At 63.7% G+C, this 22180-nt stretch carries 22 protein-coding genes and 1 tRNA gene; 11 read left to right on the top strand and 12 right to left on the bottom strand.

Translation table 11 applies throughout. The features are described from left to right. Positions 1–14: 14 nt before the first annotated feature. Together phoU and phoB are read left to right on the top strand one after the other, a co-directional pair. A complete protein-coding gene (phoU, locus tag RQH62_RS02410) occupies positions 15–710 on the top strand; it encodes a phosphate signaling complex protein PhoU (RefSeq protein WP_311267134.1) in 696 nt (231 codons plus the stop codon). A gap of 3 nt (positions 711–713) precedes the next feature. Continuing rightward, the gene (phoB, locus tag RQH62_RS02405) at positions 714–1415 is read left to right on the top strand and encodes a phosphate regulon transcriptional regulator PhoB (RefSeq protein WP_311267133.1); all 702 of its coding nucleotides are present in this window, start codon (positions 714–716) and stop codon (positions 1413–1415) included. Positions 1416–1497: 82 nt separating this feature from the next. On the opposite strand, the gene def is transcribed toward phoB, so the two are convergent. After that, positions 1498–2028 (bottom strand): peptide deformylase, encoded by a 531-nt coding sequence (gene def / locus RQH62_RS02400; RefSeq protein ID WP_311267132.1) that lies wholly within the window; start codon positions 2026–2028, stop codon positions 1498–1500. Positions 2029–2210: 182 nt separating this feature from the next. Next, on the bottom strand, positions 2211–2807 hold the full coding sequence (gene recR / locus RQH62_RS02395; protein WP_120249372.1) for a recombination mediator RecR: 597 nt from the start codon (positions 2805–2807) through the stop codon (positions 2211–2213). Between the two features lie 53 nt (positions 2808–2860). Here recR and fmt point away from each other — a divergent pair, with 53 nt between their 5' ends. Together fmt and truA are read left to right on the top strand one after the other, a co-directional pair. After that, positions 2861–3769: a methionyl-tRNA formyltransferase gene (gene fmt / locus RQH62_RS02390; protein WP_311267131.1), complete on the top strand. Its 909-nt coding sequence runs from the start codon at positions 2861–2863 to the stop codon at positions 3767–3769. 21 nt (positions 3770–3790) lie between these two features. Next, complete coding sequence (truA, locus tag RQH62_RS02385; RefSeq protein ID WP_311267130.1) at positions 3791–4546, top strand: tRNA pseudouridine(38-40) synthase TruA; 756 nt, start codon at positions 3791–3793, stop codon at positions 4544–4546. Here the strand turns inward: truA and RQH62_RS02380 are convergent. After that, entirely contained in the window at positions 4539–5507 is a 969-nt protein-coding gene (locus tag RQH62_RS02380) for a diguanylate cyclase (RefSeq protein WP_311267129.1), read from the bottom strand. The two genes, truA and RQH62_RS02380, sit on opposite strands and share 8 nt — an antisense overlap. Positions 5508–5569: 62 nt before the next feature. After that, positions 5570–6289 carry a queuosine precursor transporter gene (locus RQH62_RS02375; RefSeq protein ID WP_311267128.1) on the bottom strand — a complete coding sequence of 240 codons (720 nt, stop codon included), beginning with the start codon at positions 6287–6289 and terminating at the stop codon, positions 5570–5572. A 308-nt stretch (positions 6290–6597) separates the two neighbouring features. Here RQH62_RS02375 and proP point away from each other — a divergent pair, with 308 nt between their 5' ends. Together proP and RQH62_RS02365 are read left to right on the top strand one after the other, a co-directional pair. Next, positions 6598–8091: a glycine betaine/L-proline transporter ProP gene (gene proP, locus RQH62_RS02370; protein ID WP_311267127.1), complete on the top strand. Its 1494-nt coding sequence runs from the start codon at positions 6598–6600 to the stop codon at positions 8089–8091. Positions 8092–8159: 68 nt separating this feature from the next. Continuing rightward, positions 8160–8236 (top strand) — tRNA-Arg (locus RQH62_RS02365). A gap of 97 nt (positions 8237–8333) precedes the next feature. On the opposite strand, the gene RQH62_RS02360 is transcribed toward RQH62_RS02365, so the two are convergent. After that, the gene (locus RQH62_RS02360; protein ID WP_311267126.1) at positions 8334–8666 is read right to left on the bottom strand and encodes an antibiotic biosynthesis monooxygenase; all 333 of its coding nucleotides are present in this window, start codon (positions 8664–8666) and stop codon (positions 8334–8336) included. Between the two features lie 107 nt (positions 8667–8773). Beyond that, positions 8774–9427, bottom strand: a complete 654-nt coding sequence (gene fsa, locus RQH62_RS02355) for a fructose-6-phosphate aldolase (RefSeq protein WP_311267125.1) — start codon at positions 9425–9427, stop codon at positions 8774–8776. A gap of 80 nt (positions 9428–9507) precedes the next feature. Between fsa and RQH62_RS02350 the strand changes: the two genes are divergently transcribed. Then, the gene (locus RQH62_RS02350) at positions 9508–11676 is read left to right on the top strand and encodes a primosomal protein N' (protein ID WP_311267124.1); all 2169 of its coding nucleotides are present in this window, start codon (positions 9508–9510) and stop codon (positions 11674–11676) included. 3 nt (positions 11677–11679) lie between these two features. On the opposite strand, the gene RQH62_RS02345 is transcribed toward RQH62_RS02350, so the two are convergent. The 3 genes from RQH62_RS02345 to RQH62_RS02335 are packed head-to-tail and all read right to left on the bottom strand — an operon-like array spanning position 11680 to position 13949. After that, positions 11680–12171 (bottom strand): OmpA family protein, encoded by a 492-nt coding sequence (locus RQH62_RS02345; protein WP_311267123.1) that lies wholly within the window; start codon positions 12169–12171, stop codon positions 11680–11682. Between the two features lie 11 nt (positions 12172–12182). Continuing rightward, complete coding sequence (locus tag RQH62_RS02340) at positions 12183–13406, bottom strand: diguanylate cyclase domain-containing protein (RefSeq protein ID WP_311267122.1); 1224 nt, start codon at positions 13404–13406, stop codon at positions 12183–12185. Positions 13407–13409: 3 nt separating this feature from the next. Further along, on the bottom strand, positions 13410–13949 hold the full coding sequence (locus RQH62_RS02335; RefSeq protein ID WP_311267121.1) for a YfiR family protein: 540 nt from the start codon (positions 13947–13949) through the stop codon (positions 13410–13412). A gap of 164 nt (positions 13950–14113) precedes the next feature. On the opposite strand from RQH62_RS02335, the gene RQH62_RS02330 reads away from it, so the two are divergent. Next, a complete protein-coding gene (locus RQH62_RS02330; RefSeq protein WP_311267120.1) occupies positions 14114–14320 on the top strand; it encodes a DUF1289 domain-containing protein in 207 nt (68 codons plus the stop codon). On the opposite strand, the gene RQH62_RS02325 is transcribed toward RQH62_RS02330, so the two are convergent. From RQH62_RS02325 to RQH62_RS02315, 3 genes are all read right to left on the bottom strand, one after another. Then, positions 14238–15755 (bottom strand): hypothetical protein, encoded by a 1518-nt coding sequence (locus RQH62_RS02325; RefSeq protein ID WP_311267119.1) that lies wholly within the window; start codon positions 15753–15755, stop codon positions 14238–14240. The two genes, RQH62_RS02330 and RQH62_RS02325, sit on opposite strands and share 83 nt — an antisense overlap. Before the next feature lie 73 nt (positions 15756–15828). Beyond that, the gene (gene ada, locus RQH62_RS02320; protein ID WP_311267507.1) at positions 15829–16893 is read right to left on the bottom strand and encodes a bifunctional DNA-binding transcriptional regulator/O6-methylguanine-DNA methyltransferase Ada; all 1065 of its coding nucleotides are present in this window, start codon (positions 16891–16893) and stop codon (positions 15829–15831) included. Positions 16894–16958: 65 nt separating this feature from the next. Then, the gene (locus RQH62_RS02315) at positions 16959–18185 is read right to left on the bottom strand and encodes a right-handed parallel beta-helix repeat-containing protein (protein WP_311267118.1); all 1227 of its coding nucleotides are present in this window, start codon (positions 18183–18185) and stop codon (positions 16959–16961) included. Between the two features lie 146 nt (positions 18186–18331). Between RQH62_RS02315 and RQH62_RS02310 the strand changes: the two genes are divergently transcribed. From RQH62_RS02310 to atpA, 3 genes are all read left to right on the top strand, one after another. Beyond that, positions 18332–19903, top strand: a complete 1572-nt coding sequence (locus RQH62_RS02310) for a serine protease (protein ID WP_311267117.1) — start codon at positions 18332–18334, stop codon at positions 19901–19903. Positions 19904–20087: 184 nt separating this feature from the next. After that, entirely contained in the window at positions 20088–20642 is a 555-nt protein-coding gene (locus tag RQH62_RS02305; protein ID WP_311267116.1) for a F0F1 ATP synthase subunit delta, read from the top strand. A 3-nt stretch (positions 20643–20645) separates the two neighbouring features. After that, positions 20646–22175: a F0F1 ATP synthase subunit alpha gene (atpA, locus tag RQH62_RS02300; protein ID WP_311267115.1), complete on the top strand. Its 1530-nt coding sequence runs from the start codon at positions 20646–20648 to the stop codon at positions 22173–22175. Positions 22176–22180: the final 5 nt, after the last annotated feature.

Below are 22180 nucleotides of genomic sequence, written 5' to 3'. Positions count from 1 at the left end.
GGGGGAGAGACATCATGGCTGAACATACGATCAAGGCATTTGACGAAGAAATCGACCGGCTGCGCGGGCTGATCGCCGAAATGGGCGGTCGCGCCGAAGCGGCGATCGAAAATGCGATGCTGGCGCTCCAGCGGCAGGACAAGGCATTGGCCGCCGAGGTCGTGGCCGACGACAAGCGCATCGACGCGATCGAGGCGGAAGTCGAGAAGCTGGTCATTCAGGTGATCGCGCTCCGCGCCCCCATGGCCAACGACCTGCGCGACGTCATCGCCGCGCTGAAGATCGTCAGCGTCGTCGAACGCATCGGCGACTATGCCAAGAATATCGCCAAGCGCGTGCCGCTGATCGCGACCAACAAGCGGACGCTGGAGCCGATCGCGCTCCTCCCGTCGATGGGTCAGGTCGCAGGCGAGATGGTGCATGATGCGCTGAACGCCTTCGCCGCGCGTGACGCCGATCTGGCGCTGGCGGTGATCGAGCGCGACACGGTGGTCGACGATTTCTACAACAGCGTGTTCCGCACGCTGGTGACGTTCATGGTCGAAAACCCCAAGACGATCAGCGAATGTGCGCACCTGTTGTTCGTTGCCAAGAATATCGAGCGGATCGGCGACCATGCGACCAATGTCGCGGAGATGGTCTATTATGCCGCCACCGGCCAGACCCTGCCCGAGCGTGAGCGCGGCGCCGACATCCAGCCGGAGGACTGATCCATGGCACGAGCAAAAATGCTGCTGGTCGAGGATGACGCAGCGCTGGCCGAACTGCTGATCTGGCATTTCAAGCGCGAGGATTTCGACGTCGCCCATACGGTCGATGGCGAGGAAGCGCTGCTGATGGCGCAGGAGAACACGCCCGACATCGTATTGCTCGACTGGATGGTCGAAAGCCTGTCCGGCATCGAGGTGTGCCGTCGCCTGCGCCGCATGAACGGCACCGCCAATGTGCCCATCATCATGCTGACCGCACGCGGTGAGGAAGAGGATCGGGTGCGCGGTCTGGAAACCGGTGCGGACGATTATGTAACCAAGCCGTTCAGCCCCCGCGAACTGGTGGCCCGTGTCGGCGCAGTGCTGCGCCGCGTGCGCCCTGCGCTGGCCGGCGAGACACTGACCTTCGCCGATGTCGAGATGGACACGGTGGGGCACAAGGTCCGCCGCGGCGGTCAGGTGATCCCGCTCGGCCCGACCGAGTTCCGCCTGCTCAAACATTTTCTGGAGCATCCGGGCTGGGTCTTCTCGCGCGAGCGGTTGCTCGACAGCGTTTGGGGACAGGACAGCGACATCGAACTGCGCACCGTCGACGTCCATATCCGGCGCCTGCGCAAGGCGATCAACGGCGATGGCCAGTATCAGGACATCATCCGTACCGTGCGGTCGGCCGGCTATGCGCTGGATACCGAGGGCGTGGGCTGATTTCACCAATCACGGCTGAAAAAAACAAAGCCTCCCCAAGGCAATTTGGGGAGGCTTTGTTTTGGCTATGCGCCGGATCATATCACGCGGCGCGGCGGGCCTTGGTCAGTTTCTTCATCAGCATGTCACGCTTCAGGCGGGACAGATGGTCGATGAAGAGGATGCCTTCCAGATGATCCATTTCATGCTGGAGGCAGGTGGCCAGCAGCCCTTCAAGCTGTTCTTCATGGATGCGGCCTTCACGGTCCATCCAGCTGGCGCGAATGACGGCGGGACGTTCGACCTCCGCAAACTGGTCGGGCACCGACAGGCAACCTTCCTGATAGACCGACAATTCTTCTGAACCCTTGAGAATTTCCGGATTGATGAAGACCATCGGCCTTTTCACCGGCTTGGCGTCTTCTTCGTCCGATTCGGGTTCCTGAAGGTCCATGACCAGCACCCGCTTGGGCACGCCGACCTGAATCGCGGCGAGGCCGATACCCGGTGCATCGTACATGGTTTCGAACATATCATCGATCAGCACTTGCAGATCGTCGTCAATCGCCTCGACAGGGGTCGAGATCGTGCGCAGGCGCGGGTCGGGCGCTTCGAGAATGGGACGGATAGCCATGGTCCGAACATAGGCGGAACAGGCGGAAATATCAAGCGGGGCCACAAGGGGTGCGCACCGCTTAACTTCGCATATTTCCCGCAAATCCTGAAATTTCAGATCAAGAGTAGGAAATGAAATTACAAGCAGCGCGACAGATCATGGGTCGTTCATAGCAGGATGACGGGCAGTAGGACAGCAGCCTACCCCACCGGCCTCCGCGCGCGTAGCGCCTGCGCCAGCGTCCCTTCATCCAGATAGTCGAGTTCGCCGCCGACCGGGACGCCATGGGCCAATTGGGTCAGTCGGATCGGAAAGCGCTCCAGCCGCTCGGCCAGATAATGAGCCGTCGTCTGCCCCTCCAGCGTGGCGTTCATGGCCAGCACCACCTCGTCTATGCCGCCCGGCTCCAGCCGTGCGATCAGCGCGTCGATGGTCAGATCCTCCGGCCGCACCCCTTCCAGTGCGGACAGGCGACCGCCCAGCACATGGAAGCGGCCGGGAAAAAGGCGCGATTTGTCGAGCGCCCACAGGTCCGACACATCCTCCACCACGCACAGCGCGCGCGGATCGCGACGATGATCGGTGCAGATGCCGCAAGGATCGACCGTATCGACATTGCCGCAGAGATGGCAGGTGACAAGCCGCTCGTTCACGGCCTCCAGCGCGCGCAGCAGCGGTTCCATCGCGCCCTCGCGCCGTTTGAGCAGATGCAACACCGCCCGCCGCGCCGAACGGGGGCCAAGACCGGGCAGGCGGGACAAGGCTTGCGTGAGTGCTTCGATTTCAGGAGAGGCCATATCATGAGATAAGGGGTTGCATGTCATCCCGACAAGAGCTTTGAGGCCCTATCATGCGTATCATCTATATGGGCACCCCCGATTTCGCCGTTCCCGCGCTCGACGCGCTGGTCAAGGCGGGTCATGACGTCGTTTCGGTCTATAGCCAGCCGCCCCGCCCCGCCGGTCGCGGCAAGGCGTTGCGGCCTTCCCCCGTCCATATGCGCGCGGAGGAACTGGGCATAGAAGTGCGCACCCCGGTTTCGCTGAAGGATGCGGAAGTGCAGGCCGCATTTGCCGCGCTGGGCGCCGATGTCGCGGTGGTCGCCGCTTATGGGCTGATATTGCCGCGCGCCGTGCTGGACGCGCCGCGCCATGGCTGCATGAACATCCACGCCTCGCTGCTGCCGCGCTGGCGGGGGGCGGCGCCGATTCAGCGGGCGATCCTGTCCGGCGACAATGTCACCGGCGTGACCATCATGGACATGGAGGCTGGCCTGGACACCGGACCGATGCGCGCCAAGCATGTCACGCCGGTCGAGGACAAGACCGCCGGCGCGCTGACCGCCGAACTGGCGGAGGCCGGCGCGGCGTTGATGATCGAAGTGCTGGACGATATTTCGCTGCATCCGCCGATGGCGCAGCCGGAGGACGGCGTCACCTACGCCGCCAAGATCGACAAGGCGGAATCACGGATCGACTTTACCAGGGACGCGCATCAGGTCGAACGGCAGGTTCGCGCCTTCAACCCCTTCCCCGGCGCCTTCTTCGAATATGGCGGCGAGCGATTTCGCATCCTTGCCGCACATATCGAGCATCATGCCGGAACGGCGGGCGAATTGCTGGACGACAGCCTGCTGATCGGGTGCGGCCATGACGCGATCCGACCCACCCTGATCCAGCGGGCGGGCAAGGGCGCGATGTCACCGGGCGAATTGCTGCGCGGTTTTGAGATGCCAGCGGGGAGCCGCGTGGATGGGTGATGGCCCCATGAAGGCGGGATCGTGACTCGTTTCGCCTTTACCGTCGAATTTGACGGCCGGCCCTTCATGGGCTGGCAACGGCAGGCGCATGGGCCGAGCGTGCAGCAGGCAATCGAGGACGCGCTCTTCGCGGTGACGGGCGAGCGCGCCGTCATCCATGCGGCCGGGCGCACCGATGCGGGTGTGCATGGGCTGGCGATGCGCGCCCATGCGGAAATCGAGAAGGATATCGCTCCCTTCCGGCTGATGGAGGCGGTCAATGCGCGGCTGCGGCCTGATCCGGTGGCGATACTGGCGTGCGAGGTGATGCCGGACGACTGGCATGCCCGCTTTTCCTGCATCGGCCGATCCTATGTCTATCGCATCGCCAATCGCCGCGCGCCGCTGACATTCGATCGGGGGCTGATGTGGCGGGTGATCCAGCCGCTGGACGCCGATGCGATGCATGAGGCCGCGCAGATTTTGGTGGGGCTGCACGACTTCACCACCTTCCGATCGGCCCATTGCCAGGCACATAGTCCGGTGAAGACGCTGGACCTGCTGGCGGTGGAACGCGACGGCGATCGCATCGCCATCCATGCGGCGGCGCGCTCCTTCCTGCATCATCAGGTACGCTCGATGGTCGGGTGTCTGGCGATGGTCGGCATGGGCCGATGGAGCGCCGATGATCTGAGCGCCGCGCTGGAGGCGAAGGACCGGGCCGCGCTGGGCCTGAATGCGCCGCCGGACGGGCTGTATTTCGTGCGGGCGACCTATCCCGACGACACCGTCAGGTGAAGGCGGCGACCCGCACCTGATTCTTGCCGGCGCGCTTGGCATCGCGCATCGCATCGTCGGCGCAGGCGATCAGCCGGTCGAGATCAGCCGGATCGGGCCGGTCGGTGGTGACGAGGCCGAGAGTGCCACTGATCCCCATGCCATAGGCGGCCAGCGCCAGTCGCACATCTTCGGCAATAGTGGCGACGGCCGCTTCTTCCCGATTGGCCAGCAGCATCAGAAATTCGTCGCCACCCAGCCGGGCGACCACATCGCCCGCCTGCGTATGGCTGCGCAGGATCGCGCCGATATCGGCGAGACAGGCATCGCCGGCGGCATGGCCATGGCCGTCATTCAACTGCTTGAAACCGTCGAGGTCCAGGAACAGCAGGCTGGCGGAACGGCCCGTCTGCGCGGCATGGGTCAGGACATATTTGGCGCGGCAGGCAAAGCCGCGCCGGTTGCACAGGCTGGTCAGCGGGTCGTGCATCGCTTCGAAACTCGCCTGTCGCAGGTCGGACAGATCCTCGATCACGGCGACGTAGAATTCAGGCCGGTCATTGTCATCGCGCACCATGGCCACGGTCAGGTTGATCCAGATCACCGCGCCGTCAGAACGGATATAACGTTTTTCCATGGAGTAGCGGGGCAGTTCGCCGGCATTGAGCCGCGCGAGCAGCGCTTCGTCGGCGTTGAGATCGTCCGGATGGGTGATCTGCTGAAAACCGGTACGAATCAGCGTATCGGCATCATAACCGCTGATTTCGCAAAAGCGCGGATTGACCAGCAGGAAATGACCGTCCAGCCCGACATGGGCGATGCCGATCGGGGCATGATGAAAGGTCGCCTCAAACCGGCGCTGCGCCCGGCCGAGTTCCACCATCATGTTGCTGCACGGACCGAACAGGTCACCGTCCACCATCGTGGGCAAAGGTTTGCGATCGAGAGATTGGGCAAAATCGTCGTGAAGGTGGCGGCTCATGCGTCCTTATTGATGCGGACCGGTAAACAGAGACTTTACCGCATCATATAGCCGTAACCTTTTCAGAGCCGGGTGCGGAAAGGCGTGAAATTGGTGCCCGCGTCATAGATATCCAGCCCTTCGCGCCGCTTGAGGAAATTGACGACCAGATAGGTGACGGGCGTCAGTAGCGCTTCCCAGCCGACCTTCATCGCCCAGTTGGTGACCATGACGGTCAGTACCTGCGTATGGGTCCAGTTGCCGAGGAAAGCGAGCGGGTAGAACAGCAGGCTGTCCACCCCCTGCCCCACGACGGTCGAGCCGATGGTGCGCATCCACAAATGTCGCCCCTGCGTCAGCAGCTTCATCTTGGCCATCACGAAGCTGTTGGCGAGTTCCCCTGCCCAGAAGGCGCATAGCGAAGCAAATACGATGCGCCAGGTACTGCCGAAGACAGACTCATAAGCCTTCTGGTCGGGCCAGCCGTCCGCCGGCGGCAGAGCGACGACGACCCAACTCATAAGCGCCATGAACAGCATCGCGACGAAACCGACCCAGACGCAGCGGCGCGCGCGGGAGTAACCGTAGACCTCGGTCAGCACATCGCCGATGACATAGCCGAGCGGGAAGAAGAGGATGCCCGCGCCGAAGGTGAAGCCGCCCAGCGTCGACAACTTGGCCGCGCCAATCAGGTTGGACAGCAGCAAGATGGCGACAAACGCCGCCATGAAGAAATCATAATAGCGTAACGGCCGGCTTCCCAGCGCATCCGCTTCGATTTTGTGAATTGCCCCCTCACTCATGGTGATGATGCTTATCGTGCGGGCGTGCAATTGCAAGCTGGCGCTGTCATGAATCCGCCGGAGCCACCCGTTTCCCGATTTTTGCTGCACCGCGATATTGCATTGCAGCATTTCCGGTCGCTTCACCCCCTTGTGGCCACGGCCTGTCCCTTAGCTGCCCACTTTTGCGCACGGGCTGCCTATGTCGGCCCTTCCTCGCTTGATGCCGCAGCGGCGTCGCACCTTTCATGGTCGCCTGTTCGACCCCTCATCCGCCCTTCGTGCGCGGCGCGTTCTTTCGCGTCCCCGTGGCGGAACCGGAGACATATATGTCCATTTCCAGCGCCGATCGCGCGCATCTTGGCTGGTTTAAACGTCGTCGTGACCTGAAGGTCGACGACATCACCATCGTCGACAAGTCGCAACTGAACCGGGCCGTGGGTGCGGCGGCACTGGGCAATGCGATGGAATGGTTCGATTTCGGCGTCTACGGCTATCTGGCCGTCACATTGGGCCGGGTCTTCTTTCCCGCAGGCGATCCCACCGCGCAGCTGATCGCGACGCTGGCGACCTTTACCGCCGCCTTTCTGGTCCGGCCGCTGGGCGGGCTGGTGTTCGGACCGCTGGGCGATAGATACGGGCGGCACAAAGTGCTGGCCTTCACCATGATCCTGATGGCGATCGGCACCTTCGCCATCGGCCTCATCCCCTCCTATGAGCGGATCGGCATGGGCGCGCCGATATTGCTGCTGGTCGCGCGGCTGGTTCAGGGCTTTTCCACCGGTGGCGAATATGGCGGGGCGGCGACCTTCATCGCGGAATATTCGACCGACCAGAAGCGCGGCTTCATGGGCAGCTGGCTGGAGTTCGGTACGCTGGGCGGTTACATCATGGGCGCAGGCACCGTCACCGCGCTGCAAATGGCGCTGAGCGACGCCGACATGCTGGCATGGGGCTGGCGCATCCCCTTCCTGATCGCAGGGCCGCTGGGACTGCTGGGTCTCTATATGCGGCTGAAGCTGGAAGAGACGCCGGCCTTCCGCGCCTATACGGAGGAAGCCGACAAGCGCGAACAGGATCGCCTGCCGCTCACGGCCCTGCTGCGTACCCATTGGCGTCAGCTGATCAAGTGCATGGGGCTGGTGCTGGTGTTCAACGTCACCGACTATATGCTGCTGACCTACATGCCCAACTATCTGAGCGTCACCATGGGCTATGCGGAAAGCAAGGGATTGCTGCTCATCATCCTGGTCATGCTGGTGATGATGCCGCTCAATGTCGTGGGCGGCGCGATCAGCGACAGGCTGGGGCGGCGACCGATGATCATCGGTGCCTGTACCGCGCTGATCCTGCTATCGGTGCCGTGCATGTGGCTGATCGGGACGGGTAATGACTGGCTGATCTTTGCCGGGCTGATGCTGCTGGGCGTGACGCTGGTCTGCTTCACCAGTTCGATGCCATCGACCCTGCCGGCGCTGTTCTATACGCCGGTGCGCTACAGCGGGCTGTCGATCGCGTTCAATATTTCCGTGTCGCTGTTCGGCGGGACGACGCCGCTCGGCACCGCCTGGCTGGTCAGCCGGACCGGCGATCCGCTGGTGCCGGCCTATTATCTGATGGGGGCGGCGGCGATCGGCATCCTCACAATGTGGCGCGTGCGCGAAACCGCCGGCATGCCGCTGCGCGGATCGCCCCCGGCGGTCGAAAGCCGGGCAGAAGCGATCGCGCTGGTGCGTGGCGACCAGCCGGTCACGGTGGACCCCACACCGCCCGCGCTGGTGCAGTCGAACGGACCGGTGACACTCGCGCCCGGCATGGCCTGACGATCTGGCAGCCGGTGCAGTCAGGCGATTGCAACCGGCCGTATCGCCCGCTATCGCGACACGCGCACGGCCCCGTAGCTCAGTTGGATAGAGCATTCGCCTTCTAAGCGAATGGTCGCAGGTTCGAATCCTGCCGGGGTCGCCACCGAATCAGAAATTGAAGATCAGCATCGCCAGGCCGAACAGCGTCAGCATGAAGGCGAAGCCGAGAAAGCCGAAGTCTGGTTTGTCAGGATCTCTCATCAAGCCTTTCCTTCATTGCGTGTCAGCAGGTCGTCGACCACCGTCATGGTGAAGATCGGGTCGGCGTCCGGTGGCACTTCTGCAACCGCATCGACGAAGGCGGCGCGGGTTGCGGGTTCATCATAGACCATCTTCCGGTCGAATGCCGCCCGCCATGTCGCCTCGTCCGGCCATTCCGCATAGCCGACGAAGCGGCCGTCGGCGTCGCGATGCAGGCGGGAGCCGTAGCTGCCATATTTTTCGCGGATGAGGTCGGTGCCGCGGCGCCAGGCAGCGCGGAACTGCTCTTCCTTGCCGGGATGGACCCGCCACCAATAGACCGCGACGAACATCGACTCTCTCCTTGTCTTTCAAGGAGAATGAGCCGGATCGGGCACTGGTTCCAACAAGATAAGCCAAACCGGCCCTCCCGATCATCGGGAGAGCCGGTAGTATCCAATCAGAGAATCGTCTGGCCGGTCTTCGCCCAGTCGGCGGCGAAACCTTCGAGGCCCTTGTCGGTCAGCACATGCTTGGACAGCATCTTGATGACGGACGGCGGGGCGGTCATCACGTCGGCGCCGATGCGGGCGCTTTCCAGCACATGGATAGGGTGACGGACCGACGCGACCAGGATTTCGGTGTCGAAGCCATAATTGTCGTAGATCAGGCGGATGTCGCCGATCAGCGCCATGCCGTCGAAGCCGTTATCGTCATGACGGCCCACGAAGGGCGAAATGAAGCTGGCGCCGGCCTTGGCCGCGAGCAGCGCCTGATTGGCCGAGAAGCACAGCGTGACGTTGACCAGCGTACCCTCGTCGGTCAGCGCCTTGCAGGTCTTGAGGCCGTCGATGGTCAACGGCACCTTGATGCAGACATTGTCCGCGATCTTCCGCAGCACTTCGGCTTCCTTCATCATCGTCTCATGGTCGAGCGCGACGACTTCGGCGGACACCGGGCCATCGACGATGCCGCAAATTTCTTCCACCACTTCCAGGAATTTGCGGCCCGACTTGTGGATCAGCGACGGGTTGGTGGTGACGCCGTCCAGCAGGCCGGTGGCGGCCAGTTCGCGGATTTCAGCGGTGTCGGCAGTGTCGACGAAGAATTTCATGGGGATGCCCTTTGCGCAAAAAAGTGATTCGTTGCCCGCGCCTATAGCGTCTTGGGGGCAGCCTGTCCTACATGGGCGCAATGTCCCGCGCTCGCGTCCTCATCCTCAATGCTGCCCTAGGGCCGCTCGACTATCGTGTGCCCCATGGCATGACCGTCAGGCCCGGCAGCATCGTCGTCGCCCCGCTGGGGCCGCGCCAGTTGATCGGCGTGGTGTGGGAGGAGGACAGCTTCCCCGATATCGAGACGGTCGGCGACAATCGGTTGCGCAACCTGCTGGAAGTGGTGGATGCGCCGCCTTTGCCCGAAACGCTGCGCCGGCTGATCGAATGGACGGCTGAATATTATCTGGCGCCACCCGCCGCCGTGCTGCGGATGGCCTTATCGTCCATGGCGGCGCTGGAGGGTGCGCGGACGGTGATCGAATATCGGGCGACCGGGGCAGTGCCGGATCGCATGACCGAGCAGCGAGCGCAGGCGCTGGAGCGGATCGGGGATCGACAGGGACTGATCCGCGAACTGGCGATGATCGGCGGGGTCAGCGATGCGGTGATCCGCGGCCTCATCAAGCAGGATATTTTCGAGCCGGTGGAGGTGAGCGTCGACACGCCCTTCCCCATGCCCGATCCTGCGCATGCCCAGCCTGTGCTGTCGGAAGCGCAGACCAGCGCGGCCGAGCAGATGGCGGACGCGGTGCGGGCCCATGATTTCGCGCCCTTCCTGCTCGACGGCGTCACCGGGTCCGGCAAGACGGAGGTCTATTTCGAAGCGATCGCCGCCGCGATCCGCGCGGACCGGCAGGTGCTGGTGCTGCTGCCCGAAATCGCGCTGACCGAACCCTTTCTGGAGCGGTTCGAGAAACGGTTCGGCACCATACCGGTCAACTGGCATAGCGGGTTGCGCCAGACCGAGCGGCGGCGGGCATGGCGCGCCATTGCGTCGGGTCAGGCGCAGGTGGTCGTCGGCGCCCGGTCGGCCTTGTTCCTGCCCTACCCCAATCTCGGCCTGATCGTGGTGGATGAGGCGCATGAGGCCAGCTTCAAGCAGGAGGATGGTGTCCATTATCATGCCCGCGACGTGGCAGTGATGCGCGGCCTGATAGAGAAATTCCCGGTGATCCTGGCGTCGGCCACCCCGGCGATCGAAACGCGGCATCAGGTCGAACTGGGCCGCTATGCCGAGATCAAGCTGCCGTCGCGTTATGGCGGGGCGGAGATGCCGGGGATCGAAGGCGTCAACCTGCTGACCGATCCGCCCGAGCGCGGCCGCTGGATCGCGCCGCCACTGGTGAAGGCCATCGACGAGGTGATGGCGAAGGGGGAACAGAGCCTGCTGTTCCTTAACCGGCGCGGCTATGCGCCGCTGACTTTGTGCCGCCATTGCGGTTATCGCTTCCAATGCCCCAATTGCACCGCCTGGATGGTCGAGCATCGGCTGACGCATCGGCTGGCCTGCCATCATTGCGGCCATGTGATCCCCGCGCCGCGCCGCTGCCCGGACTGCAAGGAGGAGGATTCGCTCGTCGCCTGCGGTCCCGGCGTGGAGCGGATCGCGGACGAGGTGAAGGCGCTATGGCCGCAGGCGCGCATCGCGCTCGCCACATCGGACACGCTCTGGTCGCCGGCCCGCGCCGCCGATTTCGTCAAGTCGGTGGAGGCGGGGGATGTCGATATCATCGTCGGCACGCAACTCGTCACCAAAGGCTATCATTTCCCCAACCTTACTCTGGTGGGCGTGATCGACGCCGATCTGGGGCTGGAGGGTGGCGATCTGCGCGCGGCGGAGCGGACCTTCCAGCAGATCGTGCAGGTCGCCGGGCGCGCGGGACGCGGCGAGAAGCCGGGCAAGGTCTATATCCAGACGCGCATGCCGGGCAGCGAGGTGATCCAGTCGCTGATTGAGGGTAATACCGAGCGTTTCTATGCGGTGGAAACGGAGAACAGGCGGCGCGCCAATGCCCCGCCCTTCGGCCGCTTCGCCGCGATCATCGTGTCGAGCGAGGATGCCGACGAAGCGGCGCAAACGGCGCGGCTGATCGGCAAATCCGCCCCGGTGATCGAGGGGATGCGGGTCTATGGCCCCGCCCCTGCGCCGCTGTCTGTGTTGCGCGGGCGGCATCGCCATCGCCTGCTGATCCACGCCACGCGGCAGGTGGATATTCAGGCGGCGATCCGGGAATGGCTGGGAAACCTCGCCTGGAAATCCGGCACGCGCGTGGCGGTGGACGTCGATCCCTACAGCTTCATGTGAAGGTCAGCCGGCGTCCGCGGGTGAGACGATGATCACCACGCGGCGATTTTCCCGCCGGCCGGTCGCCGACCTGTTGCTTTCGACCGGCACCCGCGCACCCATGCCCACGACCCGCATCGCCGGCCGGGCCATGCCACCGCCGACCAGCGCGTCGGACACCGCCTGCGCCCGGCGGAGCGACAGCGCTTCATTATAGTTGGCCGATCCGGTCGAATCGGTGTGGCCTTCTACCCGTGCGCCGTTGATGCCGACGCCGGCCAGCGCGCCACTGATCCGGCCGATCGCGACCTTCTGGTTCGGGATAAGAGTGCTTTCATCCGTGGCGAAGAGCAGCCGGTCGGCCATGCCGAACTGCCAGTCATCGCCGGCCTGTTCAAAGCCCTGTCGCTGCAACGCCGCCACCTGCTGCGGCGTGAAGCCGGCCGATCGCTGCGGCTGGACCGTCTGGCAGGCGACCAGCAAACCGAGCGAGACGATCAGCAAAATCCTGTGCATCCTATTCATCCTTATTCCCGGCTGCCGGCACGCCGTCCCTTGGCCGCATACATGGCGGCGTCCGCATGGCGCAGCAGATCGCGCGCGTCGGCGCTGTCCTGCGGATAACGGGCGCTGCCGATGCTGAGCGATCCGTCGACGCTTTCGCCGCCGGGCAGCATGATCGGCTGGCGCATGCCGTCAGCGATGCGCGCCTTGACCGCGTCCAGTTCCTCTGGCCCGACGCCCGGCGCCAGGATCAGCGCAAATTCGTCACCGCCGAGGCGAAAGGCCTGATCACCGCTGCGCAGCCCGGCGCGCAAACGTGCGGCGATAACGATCAGCATCGCGTCGCCCGCATCATGGCCATAGGTGTCGTTGACCGGCTTGAACCGGTTCACGTCGAGATAGACGATGGCGAAGGGCAGGTTCAGCGCGTCGGCCTGTGCGATGGTCGCAGGCAAGGCGCGTTCGAACATGGCGCGATTGCCAAGGCCGGTCAGCGCGTCACGGGTCGCCTGCTGCTCCAGCATGCGATTATGTGACAGGACGCCGCTGTGCCAGTCGTTCAACTCTTCCAGCAAGGCGTTGAAATCACGACCGAGCTGATCGACCTCGCGGATATCGGAATGGGGCGCGCGGCGATCGAACTGGCGGTTGGCACGCACGGCATGGGCGACGTCCGCGATCCGGCCGAGCGGGTCCGTCACATCGCGTTGCAGGCGCCGTGCCAGCGTCCAGGTCGCGATGAGGGTTAGGACGAGGCAGGCGATGGCGGTGGCCAGCCCCGACAGGATGAAGCGGCCCAGCCCCTCCGCCCCGCCATGGACGCTGACGCGCGCGATCAGCCGGCCGCTGCGCCGCACATCGACGATGGCGGGAGATGGCGCGACCAGATTGGCGATGCCGCCTTCGATCATCGTCATGATGCCGCCGCCGGGCCGACGCCATGTAGCCAGCTCCCGCCCATCGGGCGCACGCACATCGACGCGATGGACGCTTTCGGAGGCCGCGACGGCGGCGATGCCGCTGCGCGCCGCATCCATATCGTCGAAGATCAACGCCGGCTCTACCGTATAGGCGACGCTATGGGCGATCAGCGCGAGGTTGCGATCGGCATAGCCGCGAATGACGAGGACACCGGTGACGGTCAGCGTCACGCCAGCCATCAGCACGGCGAAGAGGATGAGCCGCATATGCGCGCGGGCCAGCACCTGACCCAAAGTTGGCAATATCTTATCGATCGGGGCTGACATGGTTCAATAGCCTCCTTTCGACAGGCGCAGCACGCGCGGGTCGATCCGCACGGCCGATCGCGACACGGCGTCGATGTTGAGCTGGAAGGACAGCGTCTGCGGCGCATAGAGCAGGCAGAAGATCGCCCCGCTGCGGCAGTCGGGATCATCCTCCGTTATGGTAAGGACCGGCTGGCCGCGCGTACCGGCGATCAGGCCCTGCATCGGCGCCGCATCCAGCCGGCCGATATAGAGGGCATCGCAGCCTTCGGACCGGGCCGCAGCGGGACCGTTTAGACTGGACAATTGCAGTTGCGCGCCATTGGACAGGCTGATGTCGGCCAGCCGCCCGGCATGGCGGGCGTTGCCGGCTAGGCAGAGGCGCACCACCGGCCGGGCCGTGGGCCAGCGCGTATATTCCAGCATGGCACCGACCATGCGCGCGGTGCCGACGGCGTTCGCATCCGCGCCGGTTCCGAGCGGCAACATGGCAGGCTGGGCTGTGGGTACCGCGAGCGCGACGGTCGGCAGCAATAGCAACAGAGTGAAGAATAAACTGCGCAAGCCCGACCCCAGCCCCCAGACTCATCAAGGTCGGGTCGACTATAGTTAATCAGACGTAAAATACAGCAAAAATCATTGCGATTGCGATATAGGATTGTGACGGACGGATTTCGACAAGCCGGGCGTCGCTGGCGCTATGAGACAAAGCCAGCTAGTTTCGGGGCATGGACAGCCCCTGCCGCAACCTGTGCGCCCTCGACCACGACCGGCGCTATTGTACCGGATGCGGGCGGACGATCGAGGAGATCGTCCACTGGCGCAGCCTGGGCGACGCGCGGCGCGCCATGGTCATGGAGCGGGTGCAGGATTTCCAGCCGGAGCGGCTTTCTTCTTCTCCGCCGCCTGCGCATCATAGCCCGCCTTCATCCTGATCGCGGCCTGCCGCATGTCCGATCCGTGTGGTGAAAAGGCAATCGGATCGAGCAGGATCGACGCGGATTCATACTCGCCGCGATACGCCATCGCCCGAGCGATCTGGAAGCGGTAGTTGGGATTCTGCGGTAAGAGGCTGAATGCCTTGTAAAGGCCGTCATAGCCGATATCGGGCATCTTGCCGCCACGCATCGCATGATAGCGGTAGAAGAGCGCGAGCGGCACCGGATCTTCCGTATCGGCGCGGTTGGCGCGGACGATGGAGGTCAGTGCCGCCTTCCAATCCTCATCCTTGTCGCTGTCCTGCGCGCGCGCCAGCAAGGCTTCGGCGCGGACCGCATAGGCGCGGGCGGATTTGGGATCAATCGCGATCGCGCGATCGGCGTCGGCCAGCGCCGCGTCCGCCTGCTCCCCATCCCATTCCGCCTCCGCCAGCAGCGCCAGCGCGTAGGCGCTGTCGGGATATTTGGCAGCGGTGGCGCGGATAGAGGCAACCAGCGCCGGAATCTCATCCTGCTGCGGTCGGTGGATGAGGTGCAGTTCATCCTCGATCAACGCAGCCTGCGCCGGATCGACCGGCACGACCGTGATCGCGCCGATATTCATCTCCTGCGGTTTCAGCACTGACATGGACAGGCGCTTGCGCAGATAGGCCTTGAGATCCTTCTCAAGCCCTTCCACCCCGCCTTCGAAGTAGCTGTCCGGCCGGACGTCCGGCTTCCCCTGCGCCAGATCGTTGAGATAGCGGGTCATCGCTGCGGTCTGGGCATTTTTATTCTGGAAATAATAATGGGTCAGCAGCCATGCGGTGCCATAATAGCGATCGCCGTCCTTGAGGTTCAGGCCATCAGTCGTGCGGGACAGCAACTGGGCGAGTGGATAGGGCTGACCCAGGACCAAACCCGGCACGCGCCCCATCGGCACCTTGGCAAACTGGATCGATCCATCCTTGGGGAAATCCACGACCGAGAAAAATTCCGCGAACCCCTCCACATACCAGGCCGGATAGGCGGCCGGGAAATGGTGCAGCATGAAATGATGGGTATACTCGTGGAACAGCACCTCTTCGGCGCCCATGTCAAACTTGCCGGTCTTCGCGCCGCGCGCCAGGAAGGCATAGGCGGTACGATCGGACGTGGTGTAATAGCCCGCAATATTGGGATTGCGGGCGAGTTCCTTCACCTTTGCCTCACTGGACAGGAGATAGACCTTCACCGGACTACCCTTGTCCGGGCTGGTCACGCCGGTCAGGCGTCGCAGCAGATAGTCGAATTTCTCCAGCTGCTCGGCAAAGCCGCGCAGCGTTTCATCCCGGCCCTCGCTATAGACGGTGAAATGCTGCGTCTGCGCCTGCCACCAGGCCGCCTGCGCCGTCCCCACATGCGCCATGGCCAGCCCCAAACCGGCCAGCGCCTTCATCCAGAATCGCGTCATTCCGCTCTTTCCCCAAAGACCTTGACGACAAAGTGACCGAGCGCTGACCGAATGAAAAGATGAAATTTTCCCGTTACTTGCCTTTTTCTTTGGCAAGCAACGCCTGTTTCTTGTCCAGTCCCCAGGCATAGCCGCCTATGCTGCCATCGCTGCGCACCACGCGGTGGCAGGGAATGAGGACGGCCAGGTTATTGTCACCGCAGGCCGTGCCTGCCGCGCGCACCGCGCCGGGACGGCCGATCGCGGCGGCTATCTCGCCATAGCTGCGCGTCTCGCCGGGCGGGATGGCGCGCAAGGCAGCCCAGACCGCCTGCTGGAAGGCCGTGCCATGCACATCGGTCGGCAAATCCGCGCCGCCCGCCGGATCGTCGACCAGCGCAGCGATCCGCGCCGCCATGGCATCCAGCGCCGCATCGGCGGGTTGCAGGTCGGCTTGGGGGAAGCGGGCATGCAAGGCTTCGCCGTCCTCGCCGAAGCTGATCCGGCACAGGCCCTTGTCCGTTGCGGCCACCAGCATCGCACCGAGACTGCTCTCCACCGTGCGCCAGCGGATCGTCGCACCGCGCCCGCCCGCCTTCCATGCCGTCGGCGTCATCCCCAGATGGGCCTGCGCATCGGCATAGGCACGGCTGGGGGCATTATAGCCTGCCTCATAAATCGCAGCCGTCACGCTCTCTTCGCGCCCGAGAGCCTCCTTCAGCCGCGCCGCGCGCAAGCCCCGCGCATAGGCGGCCGGGGTCAGACCCGTTTCCCGCTTGAACAGACGATGGAAATGATGCGGCGCATAGCCAGCATGGGCGGCAATCGCCTCCAGCAGCGGGACATCCTCCGCCGCCTCGATAAAGGCGATCGCCCTTTCCACCGCGACCCGGTCCCGCCCGACCTCGTCCGGGCGGCAGCGCAGGCAGGCGCGGAAGCCCGCTGCTCGTGCCGCCGCAGCATCGGGCTGGAACGTCATATTCTCCCGCTTCGGATGGCGCGCCGCGCAACTGGGTTTGCAATAGATGCCGGTGGTGATGACACACCCCACGAACCGGCCGTCCATCGCCCGGTCACGGCGCAGGAAAGCATCCCAGCAGACATCCGCGTCGGGCATGTCCGGCGAGGGCAAAGGCGAAAAGCGAGTCATCTGGTTCATGACGATAGGGGATAGAAGATCGCCCGTCGCCATGCTTCCCGCGCCTTGCGTTCAAAATTGCAGGATCATTCGGCGATCTGAGAATTGTGCATCTCTATCGCGTGAATCGCACTCCTATCTTCGTACATACAGAAGGTGTCAGCCTGCCAGAAATTACGTGCGATGAGGATCGGTCCGCCGCCCCGCAACAGCAATGCGCAAGCGCCGCCTTTTCTCAATATATTGCCCGTCACAAGGCCAGATCGGGCACTGAGGCCTTCCCCCTGACCAAGTATCTCTATGCCCATATGTGCGCGGACAATCTGATTGTCGGCAACCAGGAAGCCCTCGCAATTGCGCAGTCCGATACCTCGTGAATCGGGGTCTGACGCATCAACGCATTCGATGATATTGCCGCGGATGCTGACCTGGGTGAAGGGATCGGGGCGTTCATAGGGCTTGTGCGAGGCGATGATGCCATAAAGTTTGGGCGAACGAATGACATTCCCTTCTATGACAAGCCCGTCGGCAGCAGCATGGATGCCATTCTCCCCCGAATTGAGACAGATGTTCGACCGGATGATGATATTCTGGTTCCGGGCGTCGTTATAGAGGGTGATATTGTCGGCCACGTTGCCTTGCCGATAATCTCCGCCCTGCCATCCGGATTCATCAAGGTAATTTTCGCTGACGAATATATCGGAAACAGGGCCCCAGGCATGAAGGTTGCCAAATTGGGTCTTGGTTATCCGATTGCCAGTGATCCGGATACGGCGCCCCATTTGCCCTTTCGAGATGACAACGCCGCCGCTGGAATAGGTCCGTTCGACGACGCAGTTGCTGATTTCGAGTCCGTCAATGCCATCGACAGCCACACCGGCACGGTGCCAATCACGAATCTCGCATCGTGTGATCGCAATGTCGGCACTATCCCCAACGCCATGAATGGCAGAGGCATAATCGCGGTCGGGTTCACTCGCCAAACCACTGCCCTCCATCGCTATCGCATCGAAGCGCGCGCCTCGTACGCCAGTAATGTCGATCAACGGCAATCGGCCCGTCGGCTGCACTAGTCGGGATACGGCTGCCCCCTGCCCCCGCAACGACACACCACTGCGCCAGCGGATCGTGCCATCGCAACGGAAATGCCGGCGGCTGGCGGGCAGTTGCAAGGTACCACCGCCTCGATCCCCCAGATGATCGACCATGGCCTGCAAAATCGGCAAATTGTCCGTTTCACCGAGGTCGCACAGCATATCGGTATGAAAGGACGAAGATATAGCTGTTGATCCTATCCCGGATGCTCCGTCCATGCCTGTCCCCCATCATCGCATTAGCGGCCAGACGTTGCACCAGTGGCAAAGCATAAGGCAAGGCTGACCGACTGCCCCTGCCCCGGCCCCTCCATCATCATTTCTGCATTGCCTGTCATCACGCTTGGCCTATGACGGCTCCAGCTATGACCGCCTTCCTTCGCCGCTTCGCCCCGATCCTTGGCTTCACGCTCGCGCTGACGGTGCCGGCGTCCCTCCATGCCGAACAGCAGGACATCGCCGCCGCCGCGCGAGGGGTCGTGCGGGTCGCGCTGGTCGCGACCGATGGGTCGGACGCCTATTTCGTCGGTCATGGCAGCGGCTTTGCGGTCGCGCCGGACAAGGTGCTGACCAACGCCCATGTGGTGGAACTGGCGCGCGAAGAGAAGAATCTGGTCATCGGCGTGATCCCGTCCGAGGGGACGAAGACCTATGGCGGGCGAATCATCGCTTACTCGCCGGGCAACGACCTGGCCCTGATCCAACTGGAGGAAGGGCACCTGCCGGTGTCCACCTTCTACGCTGGCGCCGTGACCGATGGCCAGCATGTCACCGCGATCGGCTATCCCGGCACGGTCGACCGGGCGCAGGGCCTGGGGCTGAAGCAACTGGTACAGCCGCTCGCGACGGTGAAGACCAGCGGCAACATTTCCTCCGGCCGCGCCAGCCAGAGTTTCGACACGATCCTGCACACTGCCCCGCTGGCGGCCGGCAATAGCGGCGGGCCGCTCGCCGACGACTGCGGCCGGGTGCTGGGCGTCAACAGTTTCGGCTCCGTATCGGACGGCAATGACGCAGAGTTCGGATTCGCGGTGTCCTGGCGCGAGGTCGCCTCTTTCCTGCGGCAGGCCGGCGTATCGTCGCTGCACAGCATCGTTCCTTGCCGGGCGATGGCCGAAGCGGATGCAGCCGATGCCAGCATCACCCAGCGCGAGTCGCAGATGACCGAGCAGAAAAGTCGCGCCACCGCCGACGCGCGCGAGCAGGAAGTCGCCCGCGCCCGCGATGCGGCCGAGCGCGACGTCATCACCGCGCGGGAAAATGCCATGGCCGGCGCGGCCGTCCTGCTGGCCCTCGCAGTGCTGGGCCTGGGGGCGGGCGGACTGTTCTACAGCCAGGGCAAGGAACGCAAATCGACCTGGTTTCTGGCCGGCGGCGGCGTTGCGCTGCTGGCGGCGCTCGGTCTTTTCTTCCTGCGTCCCAGCTTTTCCAGTGTCGATGAACGGGTGAAATTGCCGGAGGACAAGAATGTGGTCGGCAACGGCGCATTTGCCTGGACCGGCGAGAATATCTGCAAGGTGGATCTGGCCCGCAGTCGCCTGACCGTATCGCAGCCCAATGATATCGGGCTGAACTGGGCCGATGGCGGCTGCGTCAACGGCGACACCCAATATGTCGCGTCGGGTACCGTGTGGCAGCGGGCCATCGTGCCCGATGAAGGCAATTTTGTGACCAGCAGCCAGTTCGATCCGGCCACCGGCACGCTGCGCGTGCAGCGCTGGTTGCCCGATCTCGATACGATGGACAAGGTACGCGCGCTGCTCAAGGAGGGGCCGGGCAAGGGGCCGATCAAGGGTTGCGGCAGCGACTCCGACCTGCTGGCGCGGATCGCGACGCTCCAGAGCGACATGACAACGTTGCTTCCGGCCCAGCCCAACGAGCGGATCGTCTATCATTGCCAAAAGGGACGGCTTGCCCCGGCCGATCCTGCCGAATGACCGATTCGTCGCAGCGGAAATACTCAGTCAAATAGGGCGTTTTTCGCACTATTGATGGAATCGCGTCACATGACTTGCATAGTCATAATCGCACTGCTAACCGGCCCGGCAACAGGGGCTCGGGACGGGATCAGACCGCGCCCTCTTTTTGCATGACCCGCAAATCACGGAGGACGGCAGGCGCGTGGAGATTAATAGCGGCATACAGGCCAGTCTCAGCGGCCGCTACGCGGTGGCGCTGTTCGATCTGGCTCGCGACGCACAATCGCTCGACACGGTGGCTGACAGCCTGGCCGGGTTGAAACAAGCTATTGCGCAATCCCCCGATTTCAAGGGGCTCATCAACAGTCCGGTTCTGAGCCGCGATGCAGCAGGCAAGACGATCGCCGCCGTCGCATCCTCCATGGGCACCGACGCGCTGACGACGAAATTTCTGGGCGTGCTCGCGCAGAATCGTCGTCTGGGCCAGCTGCCCGCGGTCATCCGCGCCTATGAAACGCTGCTGTCGAATCACAAGGGTGAGGCCCGCGCCGAAGTGACGAGCGCCCATCCGCTGACCAAGACCCAGATCACCGCTCTGCAAAAGAGCCTGAAGGCGCGCGTCGGTCGCGACGTCGCCGTCGATGCCAAGGTCGACCCTGCGATCCTGGGCGGGCTGGTCGTCAAGATCGGCAGCCAGATGATCGACAGCTCCATCCGCACCCGTTTGAATACGCTCGCACAGGCCATGAAAGGCTAAGTCATGGATATCAACGCCGCAGAAATTTCGAAGGTCATCAAGGACCAGATCGCCAATTTCGGCACCGAAGCGCAGGTCAGCGAAGTCGGTTCCGTTCTGACCGTGGGTGACGGCATTGCCCGCGTCCATGGCCTCGACAACGTCCAGGCGGGCGAAATGGTCGAGTTCGCCAATGGCGTGCAGGGCATGGCGCTCAACCTGGAAGCCGACAATGTCGGCGTCGTGATCTTTGGCTCGGACGCCGAAATCAAGGAAGGCGACACCGTCAAGCGCACCGGCACCATCGTGGACGTTCCGGTCGGCAAGGGCCTGCTCGGCCGCGTGGTCGATGGCCTCGGCAACCCGATCGACGGCAAAGGCCCGATCCAGTATACCGAGCGCAAGCGCGTGGAAGTCAAGGCGCCGGGCATCATCCCCCGCAAGTCGGTGCATGAGCCCGTGCAGACCGGCCTGAAGGCGATCGACGCCCTCGTCCCCGTCGGCCGTGGCCAGCGCGAGCTGATCATCGGCGACCGCCAGACCGGCAAGACCGCCGTCGCGATCGACACCTTCATCAACCAGAAGGGCGTCAACGCAGGCGACGACGAAGGCAAGAAGCTGTATTGCATCTATGTCGCCGTCGGCCAGAAGCGCTCCACCGTCGCGCAGATCGTGAAGCAGCTCGAAGAAAATGGCGCGATGGAATATTCGATCGTCGTCGCCGCGACCGCTTCGGAACCCGCCCCGCTCCAGTATCTGGCGCCCTACACCGGCGTCACCATGGGCGAATTTTTCCGCGACAACGGCATGCACGCCGTGATCGTGTACGACGACCTTTCCAAGCAGGCCGTCGCCTATCGCCAGATGTCGCTGCTGCTGCGTCGTCCTCCGGGCCGCGAAGCCTATCCGGGTGACGTTTTCTATCTGCACAGCCGTCTGCTGGAACGCGCCGCGAAGATGAACGACGCCAATGGCGCCGGTTCGCTGACCGCGCTGCCGATCATCGAAACGCAGGCAGGCGACGTGTCGGCCTACATCCCGACCAACGTGATCTCGATCACCGACGGCCAGATCTTCCTGGAAACCAACCTCTTCTATCAGGGCATCCGCCCGGCCATCAACGTGGGCCTCTCGGTGTCGCGCGTCGGTTCCGCCGCGCAGACCAAGGCGATGAAGAAGGTGTCCGGCTCGATCAAGCTGGAGCTGGCCCAGTATCGCGAAATGGCGGCCTTCGCCCAGTTCGGTTCGGACCTCGACGCCTCGACCCAGAAGCTGCTGAACCGTGGCGCGCGCCTGACCGAGCTGCTGAAGCAGGGTCAGTTCTCGCCGCTGCCGTTCGAAGAGCAGACCGCGTCGATCTTCGCCGGCACCAACGGCTATCTCGACAGCGTCGCCGTCAAGGACGTGACCCGTTATGAAGAGCTGATGCTCGCCTATCTGCGGCACGACCATCCCGAAGTGCTGACCGCGATCCGCGACAGCAAGGATCTGGGCGACGACGCCAAGGCCAAGCTGAAGGCTGCGCTGGACTCGTTCGGCAAGACCTTCGCTTAAAGCGC

This window comes from Sphingobium sp. WCS2017Hpa-17 (assembly GCF_031843765.1).
Lineage (GTDB): Bacteria > Pseudomonadota > Alphaproteobacteria > Sphingomonadales > Sphingomonadaceae > Sphingobium.
This window is presented reverse-complemented; position numbering and strand designations above follow the sequence as displayed.